Genomic DNA, 19,800 nt, shown 5'->3' with positions numbered 1-19,800 from the left:
ATCTACAGCGCATCAATCTATAGCGCATGGGGATCGGCTGCCAGCGTTGACGTGGGCAGGCGAGCGTCGGTGATACCGCGATCCTGTAAAAACGCTTCCAGGCGCCGATAGCGCCGGCTGTCCACCGCGGCCGGACGCAGCGCCATGCGGCGTACCAGCGCCGGCCAAGCGGCTTCGTTGGCGCTGTTGTCCAATACCGGATAGGCCTCAATCAGGGTCTGCCAGGCGCGCTTGGGGTTTTGCGCAATCCAGCGGGTAGCGCGGCCCAGCGCCGCGGTCAGATGTTGCCAGGTGAGCTTGCGCTCGTTGAGCGTATCGCCGTTGATCATCAGAATCAGGCCGTCGTGCACCGGCAGCCCCAGCTCGGTGTAGGGAATCACGCGAGTCGCGATGCCGTCGGTTGCCAGCCGAGTGGGCAGCGCGTGGTCAAAGCCGTCCACCATGATGTCGATATTGCCCTGGCGCAGTTCGCGTTCGCCGCTGTAGTGCACGTTGCGCGGAGCGGTATAGCCGTCCGTCTGGCGCACGCTATCCGGCACCAGCAGCGGTACGATGAGTTCAGCCCCTTCTTGCGTGGCGTAGCCGTAGGTGCGCGTGGCCAGCGCGTCGAGCTCCTTGGAAGCGGCGTCACCGGCCACGATCACCGCGTTAAGCGGCGTTTCCATCAGCGTCGCGATGCGCACCAGGCGGCTGCCGTCGTGGTTACGCAAATGCAGCAGAGGCTGACGCGCCAGCGCAGCGTCGACTTCACCGGCGGCCAGCAGCTTGGCGGGCAGGGACGGATCGGCCGGTGGTCTTAGCGTAACGTCAAGTCCTTCTTTCTGATAAAACCCTTGCACCTTGGCGAGCAGCAGCGGTGCGTGCTGCGGGCTTAAAAACCAGTCGAGCATGATCGTCAGCGTTTTTACCGGCGGCGGTGTCAACGGCTCCGGGGGCGCGACGGCAACGCTGGGCGCGGGCATGACGATCTTGGCCGGTGGCCACAGCCCCTCGGGTAGTGCAACGTCGCTATCGAGTGTCAGCGGCGTATCGGCAGGCGCCTCTGCGCCGCTGGGCTGGGCGCTGACGGCGGCGCTGGCAAGCCAGAGCATCGCCAGCAGGCATAGCGCTGCGACGGGACGGCCGCGTAGCTGAGGGGCGGTTATCGATATCATGCCGGGAAGTGTAGCCGCATGATAAACGGCTTGGCTAGCTTTACCTTTCCTGGCGCCGCTTGAGCTGTGACACGCCGCGGTAAAGCATTGGCCGGCATGGCATAATGCAGAGCTGGCGAGTTCGAGACGGGGAGAGATGGACACTATATATACGTTTTTTTTACTGGGCGGTGGCTTGATGACGCTGAGCATCCTGGCCAGTCGTTTGTCGTCGCTTTTTGGTCTACCGCTTTTGCTGATTTTTCTTGGCCTTGGCATGTTGGCCGGCGAGGAGGGCATCCTCGGCATTGAGTTTGACGACTACTCACTGGCCTTCATCATTGGCCATCTGGCACTGGCCATGATCTTGCTTGACGGTGGGCTGCGTACGCGGCTGAAGACGTTTCGCGTCGGATTCAAGCCGGCGCTGCTGCTGGCGACTTTTGGCGTGCTCCTGACCAGTGCACTGGTTGGCGCCATCGCCATGCTGGTTTTTGATCTGTCCCTGGTTCAGGGGCTCTTGGTGGGTGCTATTGTCGGCTCTACCGATGCCGCTGCGGTGTTTTCCATGCTCAAAGGGCAGGGCGTCAACCTTAATGAGCGGGTGGGCGCCACCCTGGAGATTGAATCGGGCACCAACGATCCCATGGCGATTTTTCTGACGCTGATGCTGATCGAGGTGCTGATCGGAGATATCGGCGGCGTCACAGAAACGGTGGTGTTTTTTGCAGCGCAGTTTGGCATCGGCCTGGCGGTAGGCGTGGGCGGCGGCTGGATCAGCGCTCGGCTGCTGCGCTGGCTGGATCTGGCGCCCGGGCTTTATTCCATGCTGGCGCTGGGGCTGGGGTTCAGCGTTTTCGGGCTGACCAGCGTGCTGGGCGGCAGCGGTTTTCTTGCGATCTATCTGGCCGGGCTGATGATCGGTAACCAGCCCGGACGTCATATCAGCTGCATTCTGCCCGTCCACGACGGCCTTGCCTGGCTCAGCCAGATCGGGTTGTTTCTGGTGCTGGGACTGCTGGTGACGCCCAGTCAGCTATGGGATGTAGCACTGCCCGCTTTTCTGGTCGCGCTTTCGCTGATTTTTATTGCCCGGCCGCTGGCGGTTTTTTTGGCAATCAGGCCGTTTTTCCATTTTCGCGCTCGGGAGGTTGCGTTTATTGCCTGGGTCGGGCTGCGCGGGGCCGTTCCCATTGTGCTGGCGATTTTTCCGCTGATGGCGGGGGTGGCCAACGCAGCGCTGTACTTCAACGTGGCGTTTGTTGTGGTGCTGATGTCGCTGTTGATACAGGGGGGGTCACTGGCCTGGGTGGCACGCTGGATGAAAGTCGAAATACCTGACGGCGCTGCGCCCAACCGCCGAGGGTCGCTTGGCATTTTGCCGGAAAATGATTTCGAGATGTTTGTCTACGAGGTGGAAAACCTTGATCTTGACGATGTGCCTATTCGACTGCTGCGGTTTCCTTCCGGTGCGCTGATTTCAGCGCTTTTTCGCCGCCACGCCATGCTGCACCCGAAGGGCAATACGCGGCTGAAAATGGGCGATATCCTTTGTGTTATCGGTCGTGAAGCCGATATTGCAGCCCTCAATCGGCTGTTCAACGGCGATGCACGATTCAAGCAGGAACGTGCTTTCTTTGGCGCTTTTACGCTGGATGCCAGCGCAAAGATGAAAGATATTGCCCAGGCTTACGGCCTTACGCTGGGCTCAGGTACCCCGGAGATGACCCTGGCTGATTTCATGGCGTTGCGGGTAGGCGGCCATCCGGTGGTGGGCGACGACGTGGATTGGCACGGTATCCAGTGGGTTGTCAGCGAAATGGATGGCAACACCGTTACCCGAGTAGGCATCCGGCTTTACGAAAGGCGTTGACTTTCAAAGCAAGGCTGGTAGAGTACGCACCCGTCGGAGGGATGGCAGAGCGGTTGAATGCACCGGTCTTGAAAACCGGCAAGGGTTAATAGCCCTTCCAGGGTTCGAATCCCTGTCCCTCCGCCAGAATGCTTACGAATCAAGCGCCTACGGGCGCTTTTTTCGTTTGTCGCCTGCCGTATGTAGCGGCCGATTTGCCGCGTCAACATGTGACCTAACCCGGTATGAGATATGCACCCGTGGAGCGCCGGATTTCGCGCTGATGGGTAGGCTGATGGGTAGACAGTACGGAAAGGGGCTGCTGACGTTGAAAAGCTCTTGCGGCCGTGCGCTCCGGTACTTGCGTACGGAACCTTTGAGCGGCATGCTTGTCGACTGTTGCGAACACGACTAACGGAGCATGTTCACATGGCTTATAACGAATCACGCCTTTCCAGAACGCAAACAGCCCAGGGGGTAAGCGATCTGGCTGCCAGTAAGGTGCTGCGCAACACCTATGCGCTTCTGGCCATGACGCTGCTGTTTTCTGCGGCCACCGCGGGTGCCGCTATGGCCATGGGCATCGAGCGAATCAATATTTTCGTGTTTTTTATCGGTGCCTATGGGCTGATGTTTCTCGTTCACAAGACGGCAGACTCGGCAATGGGGCTGTTGGCGACCTTTGCCTTTACCGGTTTTATGGGCTTCACTCTGGGGCCGATTCTGTCTGCCTATCTGACCCTGCCCAACGGCGCTGAATTGATCATGACGGCGCTGGCCATGACCGGTTTAACATTTTTTGGCCTTTCTGCAGTGGCGCTGGTAACCAAAAAGGACTTCAGTTTTTTAAGCAATTTCTTGATGGCCGGCGGTATCGTACTGATACTGGCGATGGCAGCGGCACTGCTCTTTCAGATTGAAGCGCTGTCATTGATGGTATCTGCTGGCTTTGTGCTGTTTTCTTCAGCCGCCATACTCTATCAAACCAGCGAAATGGTGCATCGTGCAGGCGAAACCAACTACATTCTGGCGACCATCACGCTGTACGTATCCATCTACAACCTTTTTGTCAGCCTGCTTTCTCTGTTGGGCGTAATGAACAGCGACTAAGAGAATTGATAGCCGATGAACCAGGCCTTGTGCGTCCGCTACACCGATGCCGAGGCCTTTGTTTTCCCTGATCGGGTTAACTCTGAGGGCGTTACATGAACTACGCACTGCTGGTAATGGGCGCGCCGTATAGTAGCCAGGCGCCGCATTCGGCATTACGTTTTGCCCGGACCCTTCTGGCGCAGGGCCACACGCTGGAAAGCGTGTTTTTTTATCGTGACGGCGTGCATAATGCGTCTTCACTGATGACGCCTCCGCAAGACGAGGCGAACCTTCTGGAGCTGTGGCGTTCACTGCATCAAGCGTGCGGGGTAAAGCTTGATGTTTGCATTGCAGCTGCCCTGCGGCGCGGGTTGCTTGATAAAGCTGAGGCGGCCCGCCACGGCCAGAGTCACCATAACGTGTCGCCCCCCTTTGAGCTAACCGGGCTGGGCCAGCTGCTTGAATTGCAGCAGCGCTGTGATCGCGTCATTACTTTTGCCGCGTAGCCGCACCTGCCAAGGTTGGGCTTTTCTGTAAAAGGGTGATACGCCATGAATAATACGCTACTTGTCGTGATACGCAGCGCGCCACATCAGGGCGTCAGGCTGCGTGAAAGCTTGGATGCACTGCTGGTAGCCGCCGCGTTTGGTAAGCCGGTAGTACCGCTGTTCATGGGGCAGGGCATATTGGCGCTGCTGCCGGAACAATCGCAGGGTGCTCCCGGGCAGAAGGCTACGCTACCGATCATCCATATGCTGGAAATGTACGATGTCGAAACGCTGTACTTGCCCATAGACGATGCGGCAGTGCGAGGGCTTGACGATAGTCAGCTAACTGGCAACACGAAACAGCTCGATCCGAACGAAGTTCAGGCCCTGTTCCAGGGTGCGGAACACATCCTTGTTTTTTAATTGATGCCATGCAAGAGATGCTGGTGTGGCAGGAGGTAACAATGATTCTGCACGTGCTGAACTGCCCGCCGAGTAGTGGACAAGCCGCGGCTCAGGCACTTTCTGCCATGGCGCCGGGAGACGTGCTGCTGCTGATCGAAGATGGCGTGTACGCTGTGCTTGACGCCGAGTGGGAAGGTCACCGGCTTGGTCCAGAAAAACTCTATGCGTTGGAAGATGATGTACATGCCCGAGGGTTGATGAGTATCGCCAACGCTCAGAAGGTTGCGCTGGTTGGCATGGAGACCTTCGTAGCGTTGACCGCGCAGACCCGGCAAACCATCAGCTGGTATTAACGTATGTGTAACGAAAAAATATACCGTTATCTTTCAATAAATGAAAAAAAAATACCTCTAGATAGTGAAGAATACCTCGTCAATATGGAAGACTGGTCAGAAACTGTAGCAAATGCGCTGGCAGAAGAAGACGGCATCACACTAACGGATGCGCACTGGGAACTTATTTGGGTCTTGCGGCGCTTCTATGCACGTTTTGAAATGGCGCCGGCCATGCGTGCCTGGATTAAAGCTATAAAACAAGAGCTGGGCGAAGAAAAGGGCCGTTCAATTTATTTATTGTCGCTTTTTCCTGAAAGTCCGGCAAAACGTGCCGCCCGTATCGCGGGTCTGCCCAAACCTACCAACTGTCTTTAAAGCATCCTTCTAATACGCGGTTGCCGCTGCAAATGGCAGACCCAAAAGCGCCTTAAGATGCGCCTGTGATGCACTTGCCAACGACTCAAGATGATAGCCGCCTTCAAGCACTGATACCAAACGGCCATCCGCGTACAGTGCGGCAATCTCCATCGCGACCCGGGTAATCCAATAAAAATCTCCATCTTCCAGATTGATATCCGACATCGGATCATCTCGATGAGCGTCAAAGCCGGCTGATAGTAATACCAAATCAGGCTTGAAGGCATGCAATGCCGGTAACCACTGATCTTCTATCAATTGGCGGAAGTCTTCTCCGGTTGTACCCGCTTTCAGCGGCGTATTCACTACGTTATGGCATTCGTTTTCCATGTAACGCCAAGGATAGAAGGGGGTTTGGAAACTGGAACAGATCAATATATTCGGGTCATGTTGAAAGATATCAATGGTACCGTTGCACTGGTGCACATCGAAGTCGAGTATGGCAATGCGCTGAGCCGCGTATCGATCGCGCGCATAGGCGGCGGCAACGGCGATGTTGTTATAGAAGCAAAACCCCATGGTCCCCGCGGCCTCTGCGTGATGTCCCGGCGGGCGAACGGCACAGAAGACATTATCCGCCTGGTGGCGAAAAACCTGGTCGACCCCCCGCAAAGCAGCGCCGGCAGCGACTGCGGCGGCTTTCAGGCTATCGGGGTTCATCAGCGTATCGTCGTTTAGCATCACGATGTCTTGATGGGGAACCACATCCTTGAGCGCCTGCAAATGGCCGTGGGGATGTACCCGCGCCAGGTCTTCGCGGCTGGCTTCTTTGGCGTCGGACTGCATGGTCTGCTGCAGCAGGCCGGCAAGCGCAAGCCCCGCATTGATGGCTTCCAGCCGCTTGGGAGATTCGGGATGTTCCGGGCCCATATGATGCAGGGCACAGTGGGGATGTGTGATATAGGCGGTGATCATCGGGGCGCTCCGTTGAGGTTAGTGCGTAGCTTAAGCAAAAAGCAGGGGTGTTTCACACTGCCCATAGGTCGTAATGTTACGGGTAAGGCTTACTTTATTATGGGAGAGGCAAGGTGAGTACAAAATTCTTGCACCACTTTCTGCAGCCGGCATCGCTGGCCGTTATTGGCGCTTCGGAAGATTCTGAGTCTCTAGGCGGGCTGGTGCTGCGCAACGTTCAGGAAGGCGGCTTTCGCGGCAAACTGTGGGCGGTCGATCAACGCGGCGAAGCGGAAGTTTTTGGCGTCTCCCGTGTAGCGCAGATTAGTGAATTGCCGGTTATCCCGGACCTGGCGGTTATCTGTACCGATATTGAAAGCGTGCCGGGGCTCATTGATGAGCTGGGGACGTTGGGCGCCAAGGCGGCACTGGTTCTTTCCGGTGGCGCCCATCTGGATCGTGACCGTCACGATCAGGAGTCGGTGAAAAAGCGCATGCTGAGCGCTGCCCGAACATCAGGCATACGCCTTTTGGGGCCAGAGTGCATGGGCATTATCGTGCCCGGCAGAAAGCTCAACGCGTCTTACGCCAGTCAACCGGTCAAGGCCGGACGAGTGGCCTACCTTGGGCAGTCAGGCATGCTGGCCAACGCCATGATCGACTGGGCCGCCGGACGCGATATCGGCTTTTCTCATGTGGTTACGGTGGGAAACAGCGTTGATGTGTTGCTTCCCGATGTGCTGGACTACATCAACCAGTATTCCCCCGCTCAGGCCATTTTGCTGCACCTTGAGCACATTCGTGATGCCCAGCATTTTATGACGGCACTGCGCGATGCCTCACGTAACCACTTGGTGGTTGCGATCAAAAGCGGGCGCACATCCGCTGCGGCACTGACCGAGCCTTTGGTCACACCGGGCATTGCCCATCGCGATGCTGTTTTCGACGCGGCGTTTTCCCGGGCCGGCGTTGTACGCGTCGACGACTCTGACGATCTCTTGGATGCGCTGGAAACGCTATCGCACATGCGCCCGCTTAAAGGCGACCGGCTGGCCATTGTGTCAAATGGCCTGGGCCCGGCCATGCTGGCGATTGATAAGCTCATCAGCGCCGGTGGCAGGCTGGCCCGCTTTAGCAATGAAACCCGTGAAATTCTTGAGCAGCAGGGGCTGGACATCAGCAAGCCGGGAGAAAACCCGGTGGATCTCAGCGGCAACGCGACGCCGTCCCGCCTGGTCAAGGCGCTGGCTATCGTCAGCGCCGACCCGGGTGTCGATGCTGTATTGCTGGTGCATGCCGCTACCCGTCTTGCGCCGTCTCAAGAAACGGCGCAGGCGCTGATTGAGCAGCGGCCCAAAGTGCGGCGAAACCTGCTCACCAGCTGGATGGGGCTTAAAGAAGCGCAGGCCGCGCGCCATGCCTGTAGCCAAGCGAGCATTCCAACGTATATATCTCCAGAGAAAGCGGTCAAGGCTTTTATGCATATGGTGAACTACCAGCGCGTGCAGACGCTGCTGCAGGAAACACCGCCGAGCCTGCCGTTTGCAACCAGCGCCACTATTCGTGCTCACTGTCATGGTTTGATTCAAGCAGCCCGTGCCGACGGCCGGCAAACGCTTACCCACGGGGAAACCGCCCAGGTGCTCAGCGCGTACGGCATCCCCACAGCCCACAGCCTATATCTGCATACGCCGGCAGATGCGCGGGAAAAAGCCGCGCAGATTGCAGGCCCCAAGGCGCTGAAGGTTGTCCATGAAGGCAACTGTCGACCGTTTCGCTATCGCAAGCATCCACACAAGATTTCTGCCGGCCTGCTGCAGGATCTGGAAACGCCCGAGCAGGTCGCCGACGGAATCGTGCGCCTGGGCGATAAAGTACGAGAAAAATTTCCCGATTACACGATCCGCGAATATTGCCTGCAGCCCATGCAGCGGGGCAAGCACTCCATGCAGGTGTGTGCCGGTATTACCCGCGATGCGGTGTTTGGGCCGCTGATTGTTTTCGGCACCGGCGGGTATAAAGCCAACGTGCTGGCGGACCGCCAGGTCGCACTACCGCCGCTGAACATGAGCCTGGCCGCCGACGTAGTAGGGCGTACGCACGTGGCATCGCTGATACGTGAACATTCGGCAGAGCCGGAGCACGACATTAAGCAGCTTTGCGAGCTGCTGGTCAAACTTTCGCAGATGGCAACGGACTTGCTGGAACTGCAAGGGCTTGAGCTCAATCCGCTGCTGCTCAACCGTGACGGTATGGTAGCGGTAGACTTTGCCATGGACCTGGGCAAGCCGGCACGCTTTGCGATCATGCCGTATCCTGAAGAGCTTAGGGAATGGACGACGCTGAAAAACGGCTGGCCGGTTGAAGTGCGCCCGGTACGTGCCGAAGATGCACCGCTGATTAGTGCTTTTCATCGCCGGCTTTCTGAACAGAGCATTCGCTTTCGCTACTTCCACAACAAAGCCGATCTTTCCCAGCGGGATCTGTCTATCCTTTCGCATATTAACTATGACCGCCAGATGGCCTTTATTGCCGAGTATCAGCCGGAAGAGGGCGAGCGTGAAATGCTCGGTGTCGTGCGCGTATGGAATGATCCGGATAATCTACGCACGGAATTTTCCATTATTATCCGCGATGATTTGCAGGGGCTGGGGATCGGTAGCCTGTTAATGCAAAAAATGATCAGCTATTGCCGCCATATCGGCATTATCGAAATGGTCGGCACTATCATGATGGATAATCGTCCCATGCGGGCACTGATGAAACACTTGGGATTCAAGTGCCGTTTTGATATGGAAGAGCAGGTAGTAGAGGCCGTTTTACGGCTGAACGAGCCGGAAAACGAGTGGCAGCGCCACCGGCTGGAAAGCTCCGTATAAAGAGCGCCGTCACGCCGTAAACGGCCTCCTGGATCGCTGCCAACGGCTCAGGGCGCCAGACGAAAGCGCTGCCAGCTCTCGCTGTCGCGGCGCTCGTAACGAATCCGGTCATGCAGTCGGCTTGGCTGACCCTGCCAGAATTCGATCATGTCCGGCAGTACACGGTAGCCCCCCCAGTGAATGGGCCGTGGAACTTCCTGATTGTCGTACGCTTGTTCAAAGCGCTGCTGGCGTTCTTCAATCCAGTTGCGATCGGGGATGATGACGCTTTGAGTGGCGATCCATGTACCCAGCTGACTGTTGCGCGGGCGGCTGTTGAAATACGCGTCGGATTCATCGGCATCTACCTGCTCGACGCTGCCTTCAATGCGCACCTGGCGAGACAGCGCCGGCCACCAGAACGTCAGCGCTGCATAGGGCACGTTGCTCAGCTCGCTGCCCTTGTGGCTATGGTAGTTGGTATAAAATACCATGCCGTTTGCATCAAAACCTTTGAGCAGCACAACCCGTGCGTGCGGGCGCCCCTGGCTATCCGCTGTGGCCAGCGTCATGGCATTGCCGTCTTCGCCTTCCTTTTCCAGCGCCAGCGTTATCCATTCATCGAATAACGTGAACGGATCGGCGGGCGTTTGCGAGTCGTCAAGACGACCGCCTTCATAGTCACGCCTGATATCGGCTATGTTGCGTGTCATGGGGTTTCTCTCTTGAATGTATGCATCATGTTGGCTGCTATAATAGCAAAGCTCAACCCGATCAGCTCAGCTGAACCATGAGCATGTAGGCTACGGTGCCCAGCACAATGGAAAGCAAGGCGTTGCGTCGCCATACGTGCAAGCCGGCCACCACCAGCGAAGCGAACACCAGCGGCAGGCCGCTGTCGCCCATGTTCAGCTGCCAGCTCGACGTTAGCGGCGTAAAGTCACGCAGGGCATAGATTACCAGAATCAGCATGACGGCCGGCGGTAAATAGCGGCCAAGATGCAAGACCAGCGGGTGATCGGCCTGTCGTGACAGGGCAATAAAGGGAAGAATACGGGTCGCGAAGGTGGCAAGTGCGCAAACCACGATCAGTTGCCATACCGGGTCAGACAGCATGAGAATTCTTCCGGCGTTGGTCATGAGAGTAATGCGCCAGCAGTAATAAACTGGCGCTGCTGATAGCGCCCAGCAGCAAATGGCGTTCCGGCAGCAAAAAAACGGCGCCGAGCCCTGTCAGCAGGGCGATGCCAAAGGGCAACGCCTGTTTCAGCCGCTTGGCCTGCTCAAGCGTAAGGACAATAAACAGCGCAGTCAGAGCGAACTCTATTCCCTGGCTATTAAACAGCTGGGCGCTGCCTACCGCAATACCGATTAGAGTGCCGGTAAACCACCAAAGATGATTGAGCAGGCTGATGCGAAACCCCAGCGCATGAGAATAGGCCGACTGGCTGGTCAAAAGCGAATAGGTTTCGTCGGTCAGGGCAAAGATCATGTAGAGCTTGCGCCAGCCCGCGCCTTGAAAGCGCTTTAGCAAGGATAAGCCGTAAAACACATGGCGCGAATTGAGCATCATCGTCGCCACGGCGACCTCGGTTAGCCCCGCGCCTGCAGCCAGCAGCGTCGTCGCCAGGAACTGCCCGGCACCGGCATAGATGATCAGCGACATCACCGCGGCTGCATACCAGGGAATGCCCACTTCAATGGCCACGATGCCAAAGGCGGCCCCCAGCGGTAAGTATCCAAACATGACCGGCAGGGTTTGCTTGCCGGCTTCGCGCCACGTTTGACTGATCACGTGCCTGTCTCCTTGATCACACACTTTCCCTTGGTGGAACTATACCGTCCGGCATGCTTGTTTACCCGGCTCATATTCTATGAGAAAGACAAAATAAATGCGAAACTGCTCTATCGATATGTCATCGGCTAATCTGAGGAGCAGGCTATGCAGCGTATTCGTGTCTGGGATGTTTATGTAAGGCTTTTTCATTGGGCGTTGGTCCTTGCCGTGCTGGTATCGTTTTACACCATGAAAACCGAAGCCAAGCCGTTTCTCTTCCCGGCAGAGGTACATGCCAAGGCGGGCTATATTGTCCTTGGGCTGCTGGCCTTTCGCTGGTTCTGGGGCATTGTCGGCAGCTTTTTTGCACGCTTCGCGACATTTCTGCGCTCTCCGCAAACGTCTCTGGATTACGCTTGGGGCCTGATCAAGCGAAATCCCCAACCCTATGCCGGACACAATCCCATCGGCGGCTGGATGGTATTGGTGATGCTGCTGTCACTGACGTTTCAGGGAGTGAGCGGTTTATTTCTCAGCGATGATATCTTTTTTGAAGCGCCGCTTTACGCCGCGCTGGGACAAGACGTTAGCAAAACGCTGCTGACGCTACACAATTACAACGCGACGCTGCTGCTGGTACTGATCGGCTTGCATCTGGGGGCCATTGTGTTACATCGACTGCTGGGCGAGAAGCTGGTGGGTGCCATGTTCACCGGCAACAAGCGCTTGCCCGGCCCGCCCGTGGATGCCGCTCCCGATTCGCCTACGCTGACGCAGCGTCCGCTATGGCTGGGCCTGGTGGCTATTGCCGGTGCCGCGAGCGTCAGCTTGACGTGGTGGTTCTGGTAAAACGCTCACACGCCTGAAAAACATACGCGCTAAAAAAGTACATACGCACTAAAAAGGACATGCGTACTGAGAAATACAAAAGCGGGAAGCCGCAGCTTCCCGCTAAAAGCTATTCGGAAAAGTCGCCCGAAAGCCGGCAGCGCCGCTATGCGGCGGCTGGTTTATTCGGCGCGATAGTCGTCGTGGCAGTTTTTGCAGGTTTTGCCTACTTTGGACAGCTGGGCGCGCGAGGTACGAAAATCCTTTTCCTGGGCAATCTTGGCCAGTTTTTGTGCCTCGTCCATCATATCCTGCTGCTTTTGCTGAAAGTCATCCGGATTGTCGGCAATCTTGGCAAGCGCATCGGTGTTGATGCCGTGGCCGTCGTTTTGGTAGGTGCCATCGACAAACCCTTCCCACGGCATGGAAGCCAAATCCGCTACGTTTTGCGCGCGACGGGCAAATTCGTCGGCGTCGTATTCCACGTCGCCCTTGGCCATATCCGCAATCGGGCTGAAGTGCCAGCCTATAACGCCAAACGCCGACTGACGATAGTGAATCGCGTCTTCAGGCTCAGCGGCACTGGCCGTAGCCCCCAGAGTCAAAAGCACGGCACAGGCCGCAGCGCTCAGGCCGGTTTTCATAATACGCATCAGGTTTCTCCTTTATCTTTTACACGGCTATATCTTTACAGGACGATTACACAGCAGCGATCGCGCACGATTTCTGGCACGCTGCGGTGCAACGTCTATAGCGGTTAACGCATTCTACGTCCGCTTACCTTAGCTTAATAAACTTATTACCTGAAGATGTAAAAAAGTAGCACCTTACGCAGAGCGCGCGATTCAGCTATCGGCGCGCTCGCGCAGTAGCCGGCTGCGAAATCGTGCGTAGCCCATGCAGCCGGTGAATAGCGCCAGCGCCACCCCGGCTTCGAGCAGGCCGCGAAAGTGCTGACCGGGCAGGGTGGCGACCATCACGCCCTGCATGAAATACAGCAGGCTAACAAACGCAAGCCAGGCATGCCCGCGCGGACGCTGGCCAATTACCGAGGGCAGAAACAGCACCAGCGGAAGCACAAACGCCACGATAGGGCGCCAGTTGAAACCGGCGTCGTCTTGAATCAGCAGGCCGCGATAGACCATCAGCGCCAGCAGTACGATAAAGCTTACGATGACCAACCGGCGAGCGCGCCGGGTTAACGTGGCAAGGCCTTGCCGTTGCTCCAGCTCCTCCAGCCATTGGCGCATCACCTCGCCTCCCGCATGGCCGCAAGTGCAAGCCCCAAACGGGCCATGCGTTTGCCCTGGGCCACGCACAGCGCGCGCTCATGCTCATCCACCGGACGGTCGCTGCGCGGGCCGGCAAGGTGACTGGCGCCGTAGGGCGTACCGCCGCCCTGGGTTTCCAGCAGTGCGGTTTCGCTGTAAGGAATGCCGGCATACACCATGCCGTGATGCAAAAGCGGCAGCAGCATGGACACCAGCGTCGTTTCCTGGCCGCCGTGAAGGCTGGCGGTTGAAGTAAATGCGCAGGCCGGCTTATCGATCATCGCACCGTTGAGCCACAGGCTGCTGGTGGTATCAAGAAAATACTTGACCGGCGAGGCCATGTTGCCAAAACGCGTGGGGCTGCCCAATGCCAGGCCGCTGGCGTGGCGCAGGTCATCGTGGTCGACATACACGGCGCCTTGTTCGGGAATTTCCGGCGCCACTGCCTCAGACACCGGCGATACCGGCGGCACAGTGCGCAGGCGCGCCTCAATCCCGGGGATGCTTTCGACCCCTTTGGCGATCTGTCGCGCCATGTCGGCTGTCGCGCCGGAGCGGGAATAGTACAAAACAAGAATATACGGCAGTTCGGAACGCATTAGCGGGCTCCCTGGTGGGCATCGTTGTCCACGCTGATGGTATCAGAGCCGGGGCACCCCATGGGGGTTTGCCCGTCACCGCTTGGTGATAATCGCCGGTAGACCCAGGCTTGAGTGCCGTCAGCAAGCGTGATCAACCGGCGAGTATAGCGAACGCCAAGCCGTTCATAGCGGTCAAGCCGGGAAAGCTCAGCGGCAGACGCGCGAAATACCTGGCCGGCTACCCGGCCGTTTTTTGCCGGGGCGATATTGAGCCCGCAGCGCCGAAAACCGGGCAGGGTGGCATCATCAATACGCCCAGCAGTGCCCATCACTACATAGCGTACCGGCGCGTAGCGCAGGGTGCCGTAAACAAACACCTGATGCGAACCGGGGCGTACAGGCGCCAGATCCGCCGGACGCTGATAGCCCCAGGGGCTCAGCCAGACAAACCACCACCACACCGCCAAGGCCAGCAGCACCGTGCCGACAAGTGCTATACCATAGGCCACGATACGCTTAAGCCGCCTGGCGGGTTTTGGTACGCTGGCGTCGTCAGCAACGCCGTGGGAATGCGCGCTGTCTCGATGAGCGTTTCGATGAGCGTTGTTCCGATTCCATCGCGTCATGGGTTGTCAGCCGGAGGTAAGAAAAATGAGCCAGCCACTGCGTGACCAGGCAGACTTTGCGGCCATGGTCGGCGAGGTAACGCCGCTCAAGCGCGATAACCGCGCCGATCCGGGCAAGGCGCCGCCGGACAGTGCCGATGCCGGGCAGGCCCGGCGCGACGCGGCGGAGCAAGACGTCAGCGAGCGCAACTTCCTGTCGGATGATTTTGTCGAGCTGCTGGCACCGAATGATCCTATGGCGTACCGCCAAAACGGCATTCAGCAGGGCGTGGCCGACAGGCTGAGGCACGGCGGCTACCCGGCGCAGGCACAGCTTCATCTGCTGCGTTTGCCGCTGACCGAGTGTCGAAGGCAGCTGTTTGCCTTTATCGAAGAGGCCGGCAGCAGCGATCTGCGCGCCGTGCTGATTGTGCACGGTCGCGGGCGAGAAATCGACAGCCCCGCCAACGTGCTGCGTTCCTACATCGCCAAGTGGCTACCCCAGTTTGACAGGGTGCAGGCGTACGCCTCGGCGCAGCCGGCAGACGGCGGCCTGGGGGCCACTTGGGTTATGCTGCGCAAAAGCCCGCGCGCCCGGGCCAACAACCGCGAGCGCCAGCAAAAACGCCGCGGCTAGTTGCGTCTCAGGCTAAGCCGGGTCGTAGGAGAGCACAGGCGCCAGCCAGCGTTCCATATCATCCAGCGGGCGGCCCTTGCGCGCGGCGAGCGCTTCGACCTGATCCCGAGTGATCTTGCCGGTGGAAAAGTATTTCGACTGCGGATGAGAAAAATACCAGCCGGCCACGGCAGCGGCCGGCCACATGGCAAAGTTCTCGGTCAGCTCAAGGCCGGTGTGCTCGGTGGCATCCAGCAGCGCGAACAGCTTGGTTTTCTCGGTGTGGTCCGGGCAGGCCGGATAGCCCGGTGCCGGGCGAATGCCCTGGTAGTGTTCGGCAATCAGCTCGGCGTTGTCCAGGGTTTCCTCCGGCACATAGCCCCAGTATTCCTTGCGCACTCGCTCATGGAGCAGCTCGGCGAAGGCCTCGGCCATGCGGTCGGTGAGCGCTTGCACCATAATGGCGCTGTAGTCGTCGCCGGCATCCTTGTAAGTTTGGCTGAGTTCGTCCACGCCGTGGCCGGTGGTTACGGCAAAGCCGCCGATCCAGTCGGGCTTGCCGGTGTCTTTGGGTGCGACGAAGTCGGCCAGGCTATAGCACAGGCCGTCCCGGCCCTTGGTAGTTTGCTGGCGGATGTGATGGAGCCGTTCGACCACCTCGGTGCGGGATTCATCGCGGTAGATTTCAATTTCATCGTCGTTGACGCTGTTGGCCGGCCACAGGCCGATGACGCCCTTGGCCCGAATGCGCTTTTCGCTGATCATCTTGTCGAGCATGGCGCGGGCGTCGGCAAACAGGCTGCGCGCCGCTTCGCCGACCACCTTGTCATCGAGAATTTTCGGGTACTTGCCGGCCAGCTGCCAGCTCATGAAAAACGGCGTCCAGTCGATAAAATCGACGATCGCTTCGAGATCGTAGTCGTCAAACGTCACCAACCCCTGGGTGTGAGGTGCCGGCGGCGTATAGGCTTCCCAGTCGGTACGAAAGCGCCGCTTGCGCGCCTGCTCGTAGGTCAGATCGGCGGCTTTGGGCCGGCGCTTGGCGTTACGCTCGCGCACCTTGTCGTAGTCGGCGCTGATTTCGGCCACGTAGGCGTCTTTCAGATTGTCCGCCAGCAGCCGGCTGGCCACGCCCACCGCGCGGGAAGCGTCGGTGACGTAAATCACCGGGTTTTGATACTGCGGGTCGACCTTGACCGCCGTGTGCGCCTTGGAGGTGGTGGCCCCGCCGATCAAAAGCGGCAGCTCGAACTTTCGGCGCTGCATTTCCTTGGCGACGCTGACCATCTCGTCCAGCGACGGCGTAATCAGTCCGGAAAGCCCGATCATGTCGGCGTTTTCGTCGATAGCGGTTTGCAAGATCTTCTCCGCCGGCACCATGACGCCAAGGTCAATCACCTCGTAATTGTTGCACTGCAGCACCACGCCGACGATGTTCTTGCCGATATCGTGAACGTCGCCTTTCACCGTGGCCATGACAATCTTGCCCTTGGCCTGGGCATTTTCGTCCTTTTCCGCCTCGATATAGGGCAGCAGATGCGCGACCGCCTGCTTCATCACCCGGGCAGACTTGACCACCTGGGGCAGAAACATCTTGCCCGCGCCGAACAGATCGCCCACCACGTTCATGCCGTCCATCAGCGGGCCTTCGATGACCTCGATGGGGCGGTCGAACTGCTGGCGGGCCTGTTCGGTGTCGTCAACGATGTGGCTGGTGATGCCCTTGACCAGGGCGTGTTCGATGCGCTTGGCGACGTCGTATTCACGCCATTCCAGGTCTTCTTTTTTGGACCCACCGCCGGCGGCCTCGTTTTTGTACGTTTCTGCAAGGTCAAGCAGGCGCTCGGTGGCGTCGTCCCGGCGGTTGAGTACTACGTCTTCCACGGCGTCGCGCAGCTCGGCGTCCAGGTCGTCGTACACCCCCAGCTGGCCGGCGTTGACGATGCCCATGGAAAGGCCCGCCTTGACCGCGTGATACAAAAATACCGAGTGAATGGCCTCGCGCACGGCGTTGTTGCCGCGAAACGAGAACGACACGTTGGAAACGCCGCCGGAGACCATGGCGTGGGGCAGGTTGTCGCGAATCCACTCCGTGGCCTGAATAAAGTCCACGCCGTAGTTGTTGTGCTCTTCAATGCCGGTAGCGATGGCAAAGATATTGGGGTCGAAGATGATATCTTCGGCGGGAAAGCCGATGTCGTCCACCAGCAGGCGGTAGGCGCGCGCGCAGATTTCTGTCTTGCGCTGGAACGTATCCGCCTGGCCGTCTTCGTCAAACGCCATGACCACGACCGCCGCGCCAAAGCGCCGGCATTTGGTCGCCTGCTCGCGGAATTGCGCCTCGCCTTCCTTGAGCGAGATGGAGTTGACCACGGCCTTGCCCTGAATGCAGGCAAGGCCCGCCTCGATGATCTCCCACTTGGAGGAGTCGATCATGATCGGCACCCGGGCAATATCGGGCTCGCCGGCGATCAGGTTGAGAAAGCGCACCATGGCATCCCGGGATTCGAGCATCCCTTCGTCCATGTTGATGTCGATGACCTGGGCGCCGTTTTCCACCTGCTCCAGCGCGACCTCCAGCGCGGTGGTGTAGTCTTCTTCCTTGATCAGCCGCTTGAAACGCGCCGAACCCGTCACGTTGGTGCGCTCGCCGACGTTGACGAACAGCGAGTCGGCCTCGATGTTGAACGGCTCAAGGCCTGAAAGCCGGCAGGCGGCGGGGCGCTTGGGGATCTCGCGAGGGGCCATGCCGGCCACGGCCTCGGCGATCATGCGGATATGCTCGGGCGCCGAGCCGCAGCAGCCGCCGATGATGTTGACCAGCCCGCTTTCGGCGAACTCGGCGACGATGGACGACATTTCCTCGGCGGACTGGTCGTATTCGCCAAACTCGTTGGGCAGCCCGGCGTTGGGGTGGGCCGAGACAAAGGTATCGGCCTTTTCCGCCAGCTCGGCCAGATAGGGGCGCAGCTCCTCGGCGCCCAGCGCGCAGTTAAGGCCGACGGAAAACGGCTTGGCGTGGCGCACGGAGTTCCAGAACGCCTCGGTGGTCTGGCCGGAGAGCGTGCGCCCGGAGGCATCGGTAATGGTGCCGGAAATCATCACCGGGGTGCGCTCGCCGCGCGCCTCGAACAGCTCTTCCAGCGCATAGATGGCCGCCTTGGCGTTGAGCGTGTCGAAGACCGTTTCGATAAGGATCAGGTCCGCGCCGCCGTCCACCAGCGCGGCAGCCGCTTCGAGATAGTTTTCCCGCAGCGCATCGAAAGTTACGTTGCGTTTGGACGGGTCGTTGACGTCCGGAGACAATGACGCGGTGCGCGAGGTCGGCCCCAGCACCCCGGCCACGTAGCGCGGCGTGCCGGTCTCACTGGCCACCGCGTCGCAGACGTCGCGCGCCAGTCGTGCCGCTTCGAAGTTGAGCTCGCCGACCAGCGTTTCCATGCCGTAGTCCGACTGGGACAGCCGGGTGCTGTTAAACGTGTTGGTTTCGATGATATCGGCGCCGGCCTCAAGGTAGTCGCGGTGAATCCGCGTCACCACGTCCGGGCAGGTCAGTACCAGCAGGTCGTTATTGCCCTTTAGATCGCTCGGCCAGTCGCTGAAGCGCTCGCCTCGAAACTCGGCCTCGCTGAGCTGCGCGTTTTGCAGCATGGTGCCCATGCCGCCGTCGAGAATCAGAATGCGTTGCGCAAGGCGCTCTTCAAGGGTCGCGGTTACAGCACTAGCAGCCATAGCAGAGGGAGATCTCCAGCGTCACCGTAAAAGTTGGATTTGTGTTGCGCTGCCGGCAGGTGAGCGGGCACGGCAGGCGGGCAAGCTACTATATCAAAGCGCACGCCTGGGCGCAGCTTGCCGGGTAAAGCCGAGTAAAACGGTCAGGATTGTGTCGGCGTCCGGTTTTGCTTACCATTGGGGAAATATTTGCCGCAATGCGCAGCCCGGCTGCCACGGGAGAAAAGAAACCTCATGACCACAACCGCTGAAGCGCAAGACACCAAAACACAGCAAAGCGCCGACCCCCAGGGCATCGAGATCACCCCAAGCGCGCAGGACTACCTCGCTGAGCTTCTGGCCAAGCAAAACGTCGAGGGCATCGCCGTGCGCATTTTCATTACTCAGCCCGGCACGCCCTACGCCGAGACCTGCCTGGCGTACTGCCGTCCGGGGGAAGAAGAGCCCGATGACGTCGCTTTGGAGCTGGAGAAAATTCGCGTCTTTCTGGAAAAAAACAGCGTCAACTTTCTGGAAGAGGCCGTGGTTGACTTCAACGCCGATCGCATGGGAGGGCAGCTGACCATCAAGGCGCCCAACGCTAAAATGCCCAAGGTCAACGCCGACAGCCCGCTGGAAGATCGTATCAACTACGTGCTCTACAGCGAAATCAATCCGGGGCTTGCCGCCCACGGCGGTGAGATTCGCCTGGTTGAGCTGACCGACGACAACGTCGCCGTGCTGTCTTTCGGCGGCGGCTGCCAAGGCTGTGCGGCGGTCGATATCACGCTCAAACACGGCGTTGAGCGCACCTTGCTTGAGCGCATTCCCGAAATGAGCGGCATTCGCGACGTTACCGACCACTCCGACACCACGAACGCGTACTACAAATAGCGTCGCACTGTCGTTTCCCGTCCTCCGACGCCCCGCTTACTAG

General features: G+C 58.9%; 20 protein-coding genes and 1 tRNA gene. 11 read left to right on the top strand and 10 right to left on the bottom strand.

Translation table 11 applies throughout. The features are described 5' to 3' along the window. Positions 1-17 precede the first annotated feature (17 nt). The gene (locus ABD654_RS10000) at positions 18-1,154 is read right to left on the bottom strand and encodes an ABC transporter substrate-binding protein (RefSeq protein ID WP_344704740.1); all 1,137 of its coding nucleotides are present in this window, start codon (positions 1,152-1,154) and stop codon (positions 18-20) included. Between the two features lie 136 nt (positions 1,155-1,290). Between ABD654_RS10000 and ABD654_RS09995 the strand changes: the two genes are divergently transcribed. The 7 genes from ABD654_RS09995 to ABD654_RS09965 all read left to right on the top strand — a co-directional run bounded on the left by ABD654_RS09995 (position 1,291) and on the right by ABD654_RS09965 (position 5,680). Beyond that, positions 1,291-3,006, top strand: a complete 1,716-nt coding sequence (locus ABD654_RS09995) for a potassium/proton antiporter (protein WP_344704739.1) — start codon at positions 1,291-1,293, stop codon at positions 3,004-3,006. A 35-nt stretch (positions 3,007-3,041) separates the two neighbouring features. After that, positions 3,042-3,132, top strand: a tRNA-Ser gene (locus ABD654_RS09990). Between the two features lie 282 nt (positions 3,133-3,414). After that, the gene (locus ABD654_RS09985; protein WP_344704738.1) at positions 3,415-4,095 is read left to right on the top strand and encodes a Bax inhibitor-1/YccA family protein; all 681 of its coding nucleotides are present in this window, start codon (positions 3,415-3,417) and stop codon (positions 4,093-4,095) included. Between the two features lie 95 nt (positions 4,096-4,190). Continuing rightward, positions 4,191-4,583: a sulfurtransferase complex subunit TusD gene (gene tusD, locus ABD654_RS09980; RefSeq protein ID WP_344704737.1), complete on the top strand. Its 393-nt coding sequence runs from the start codon at positions 4,191-4,193 to the stop codon at positions 4,581-4,583. Positions 4,584-4,628: 45 nt separating this feature from the next. After that, a complete protein-coding gene (locus tag ABD654_RS09975) occupies positions 4,629-4,988 on the top strand; it encodes a DsrE family protein (protein WP_344704736.1) in 360 nt (119 codons plus the stop codon). 41 nt (positions 4,989-5,029) lie between these two features. Next, on the top strand, positions 5,030-5,323 hold the full coding sequence (tusB, locus tag ABD654_RS09970) for a sulfurtransferase complex subunit TusB (RefSeq protein WP_344704735.1): 294 nt from the start codon (positions 5,030-5,032) through the stop codon (positions 5,321-5,323). Between the two features lie 3 nt (positions 5,324-5,326). Further along, positions 5,327-5,680 carry a TusE/DsrC/DsvC family sulfur relay protein gene (locus ABD654_RS09965; RefSeq protein WP_344704734.1) on the top strand — a complete coding sequence of 118 codons (354 nt, stop codon included), beginning with the start codon at positions 5,327-5,329 and terminating at the stop codon, positions 5,678-5,680. 9 nt (positions 5,681-5,689) lie between these two features. Here ABD654_RS09965 and ABD654_RS09960 read toward each other — a convergent pair whose 3' ends face one another. Further along, entirely contained in the window at positions 5,690-6,637 is a 948-nt protein-coding gene (locus ABD654_RS09960; RefSeq protein ID WP_344704733.1) for a histone deacetylase family protein, read from the bottom strand. Positions 6,638-6,750: 113 nt separating this feature from the next. On the opposite strand from ABD654_RS09960, the gene ABD654_RS09955 reads away from it, so the two are divergent. Continuing rightward, a complete protein-coding gene (locus ABD654_RS09955) occupies positions 6,751-9,495 on the top strand; it encodes a bifunctional acetate--CoA ligase family protein/GNAT family N-acetyltransferase (protein WP_344704732.1) in 2,745 nt (914 codons plus the stop codon). A 47-nt stretch (positions 9,496-9,542) separates the two neighbouring features. On the opposite strand, the gene pdxH is transcribed toward ABD654_RS09955, so the two are convergent. The 3 genes from pdxH to ABD654_RS09940 all read right to left on the bottom strand — a co-directional run bounded on the left by pdxH (position 9,543) and on the right by ABD654_RS09940 (position 11,269). Next, a complete protein-coding gene (gene pdxH / locus ABD654_RS09950; RefSeq protein ID WP_344704731.1) occupies positions 9,543-10,187 on the bottom strand; it encodes a pyridoxamine 5'-phosphate oxidase in 645 nt (214 codons plus the stop codon). Between the two features lie 61 nt (positions 10,188-10,248). Beyond that, on the bottom strand, positions 10,249-10,590 hold the full coding sequence (locus ABD654_RS09945) for a branched-chain amino acid transporter permease (RefSeq protein WP_344704730.1): 342 nt from the start codon (positions 10,588-10,590) through the stop codon (positions 10,249-10,251). Then, positions 10,580-11,269 (bottom strand): AzlC family ABC transporter permease, encoded by a 690-nt coding sequence (locus ABD654_RS09940; RefSeq protein WP_344704729.1) that lies wholly within the window; start codon positions 11,267-11,269, stop codon positions 10,580-10,582. The genes ABD654_RS09945 and ABD654_RS09940 overlap by 11 nt, the downstream gene beginning before the upstream one ends. A gap of 147 nt (positions 11,270-11,416) precedes the next feature. Between ABD654_RS09940 and ABD654_RS09935 the strand changes: the two genes are divergently transcribed. After that, entirely contained in the window at positions 11,417-12,100 is a 684-nt protein-coding gene (locus ABD654_RS09935) for a cytochrome b/b6 domain-containing protein (protein WP_344704728.1), read from the top strand. 161 nt (positions 12,101-12,261) lie between these two features. Here the strand turns inward: ABD654_RS09935 and ABD654_RS09930 are convergent, their stop codons facing one another. From ABD654_RS09930 to ABD654_RS09915, 4 genes are all read right to left on the bottom strand, one after another. Then, positions 12,262-12,732 carry a c-type cytochrome gene (locus ABD654_RS09930; protein WP_344704727.1) on the bottom strand — a complete coding sequence of 157 codons (471 nt, stop codon included), beginning with the start codon at positions 12,730-12,732 and terminating at the stop codon, positions 12,262-12,264. A 192-nt stretch (positions 12,733-12,924) separates the two neighbouring features. Further along, positions 12,925-13,329, bottom strand: coding sequence for a DUF2069 domain-containing protein (locus ABD654_RS09925; protein WP_344704726.1), 405 nt, complete (start codon positions 13,327-13,329; stop codon positions 12,925-12,927). Further along, on the bottom strand, positions 13,329-13,949 hold the full coding sequence (gene wrbA, locus ABD654_RS09920) for an NAD(P)H:quinone oxidoreductase (RefSeq protein ID WP_344704725.1): 621 nt from the start codon (positions 13,947-13,949) through the stop codon (positions 13,329-13,331). The genes ABD654_RS09925 and wrbA overlap by 1 nt, the downstream gene beginning before the upstream one ends. Then, positions 13,949-14,440 (bottom strand): gamma-glutamylcyclotransferase family protein, encoded by a 492-nt coding sequence (locus tag ABD654_RS09915; protein ID WP_344704724.1) that lies wholly within the window; start codon positions 14,438-14,440, stop codon positions 13,949-13,951. The genes wrbA and ABD654_RS09915 overlap by 1 nt, the downstream gene beginning before the upstream one ends. Before the next feature lie 142 nt (positions 14,441-14,582). Between ABD654_RS09915 and smrA the strand changes: the two genes are divergently transcribed. Continuing rightward, on the top strand, positions 14,583-15,173 hold the full coding sequence (smrA, locus tag ABD654_RS09910) for a DNA endonuclease SmrA (RefSeq protein ID WP_344704723.1): 591 nt from the start codon (positions 14,583-14,585) through the stop codon (positions 15,171-15,173). A 12-nt stretch (positions 15,174-15,185) separates the two neighbouring features. Here smrA and metH read toward each other — a convergent pair whose 3' ends face one another. Beyond that, complete coding sequence (gene metH / locus ABD654_RS09905) at positions 15,186-18,884, bottom strand: methionine synthase (RefSeq protein WP_344704722.1); 3,699 nt, start codon at positions 18,882-18,884, stop codon at positions 15,186-15,188. 234 nt (positions 18,885-19,118) lie between these two features. On the opposite strand from metH, the gene nfuA reads away from it, so the two are divergent. Continuing rightward, a complete protein-coding gene (gene nfuA / locus ABD654_RS09900; RefSeq protein WP_344704721.1) occupies positions 19,119-19,757 on the top strand; it encodes a Fe-S biogenesis protein NfuA in 639 nt (212 codons plus the stop codon). Positions 19,758-19,800: the final 43 nt, after the last annotated feature.

It is taken from the genome of Halomonas cibimaris (assembly GCF_039537045.1).
Classification (GTDB): Bacteria; Pseudomonadota; Gammaproteobacteria; order Pseudomonadales; family Halomonadaceae; genus Vreelandella; species Vreelandella cibimaris.
The sequence above is the reverse complement of the archived record's forward strand: the minus strand, read 5'-3'. Positions and strand labels throughout refer to the sequence as shown.

Excerpts from the sequence above, each read along its gene's own strand:
- ABD654_RS09930 (WP_344704727.1), bottom strand. The coding sequence starts at position 12,732 with ATGCGTATTATGAAAACCGGCCTGAGCGCTGCGGCCTGTGCCGTGCTT.
- metH (WP_344704722.1), bottom strand. The coding sequence starts at position 18,884 with ATGGCTGCTAGTGCTGTAACCGCGACCCTTGAAGAGCGCCTTGCGCAA.
- ABD654_RS09975 (WP_344704736.1), top strand. The coding sequence starts at position 4,629 with ATGAATAATACGCTACTTGTCGTGATACGCAGCGCGCCACATCAGGGC.
- ABD654_RS09985 (WP_344704738.1), top strand. The coding sequence starts at position 3,415 with ATGGCTTATAACGAATCACGCCTTTCCAGAACGCAAACAGCCCAGGGG.
- ABD654_RS09935 (WP_344704728.1), top strand. The coding sequence starts at position 11,417 with ATGCAGCGTATTCGTGTCTGGGATGTTTATGTAAGGCTTTTTCATTGG.
- ABD654_RS09965 (WP_344704734.1), top strand. The coding sequence starts at position 5,327 with ATGTGTAACGAAAAAATATACCGTTATCTTTCAATAAATGAAAAAAAA.
- ABD654_RS09925 (WP_344704726.1), bottom strand. The coding sequence starts at position 13,329 with ATGCGCCAATGGCTGGAGGAGCTGGAGCAACGGCAAGGCCTTGCCACG.
- wrbA (WP_344704725.1), bottom strand. The coding sequence starts at position 13,949 with ATGCGTTCCGAACTGCCGTATATTCTTGTTTTGTACTATTCCCGCTCC.
- ABD654_RS10000 (WP_344704740.1), bottom strand. The coding sequence starts at position 1,154 with ATGATATCGATAACCGCCCCTCAGCTACGCGGCCGTCCCGTCGCAGCG.
- smrA (WP_344704723.1), top strand. The coding sequence starts at position 14,583 with ATGAGCCAGCCACTGCGTGACCAGGCAGACTTTGCGGCCATGGTCGGC.
- ABD654_RS09960 (WP_344704733.1), bottom strand. The coding sequence starts at position 6,637 with ATGATCACCGCCTATATCACACATCCCCACTGTGCCCTGCATCATATG.
- tusD (WP_344704737.1), top strand. The coding sequence starts at position 4,191 with ATGAACTACGCACTGCTGGTAATGGGCGCGCCGTATAGTAGCCAGGCG.
- ABD654_RS09995 (WP_344704739.1), top strand. The coding sequence starts at position 1,291 with ATGGACACTATATATACGTTTTTTTTACTGGGCGGTGGCTTGATGACG.
- ABD654_RS09945 (WP_344704730.1), bottom strand. The coding sequence starts at position 10,590 with ATGCTGTCTGACCCGGTATGGCAACTGATCGTGGTTTGCGCACTTGCC.
- nfuA (WP_344704721.1), top strand. The coding sequence starts at position 19,119 with ATGACCACAACCGCTGAAGCGCAAGACACCAAAACACAGCAAAGCGCC.
- pdxH (WP_344704731.1), bottom strand. The coding sequence starts at position 10,187 with ATGACACGCAACATAGCCGATATCAGGCGTGACTATGAAGGCGGTCGT.
- tusB (WP_344704735.1), top strand. The coding sequence starts at position 5,030 with ATGATTCTGCACGTGCTGAACTGCCCGCCGAGTAGTGGACAAGCCGCG.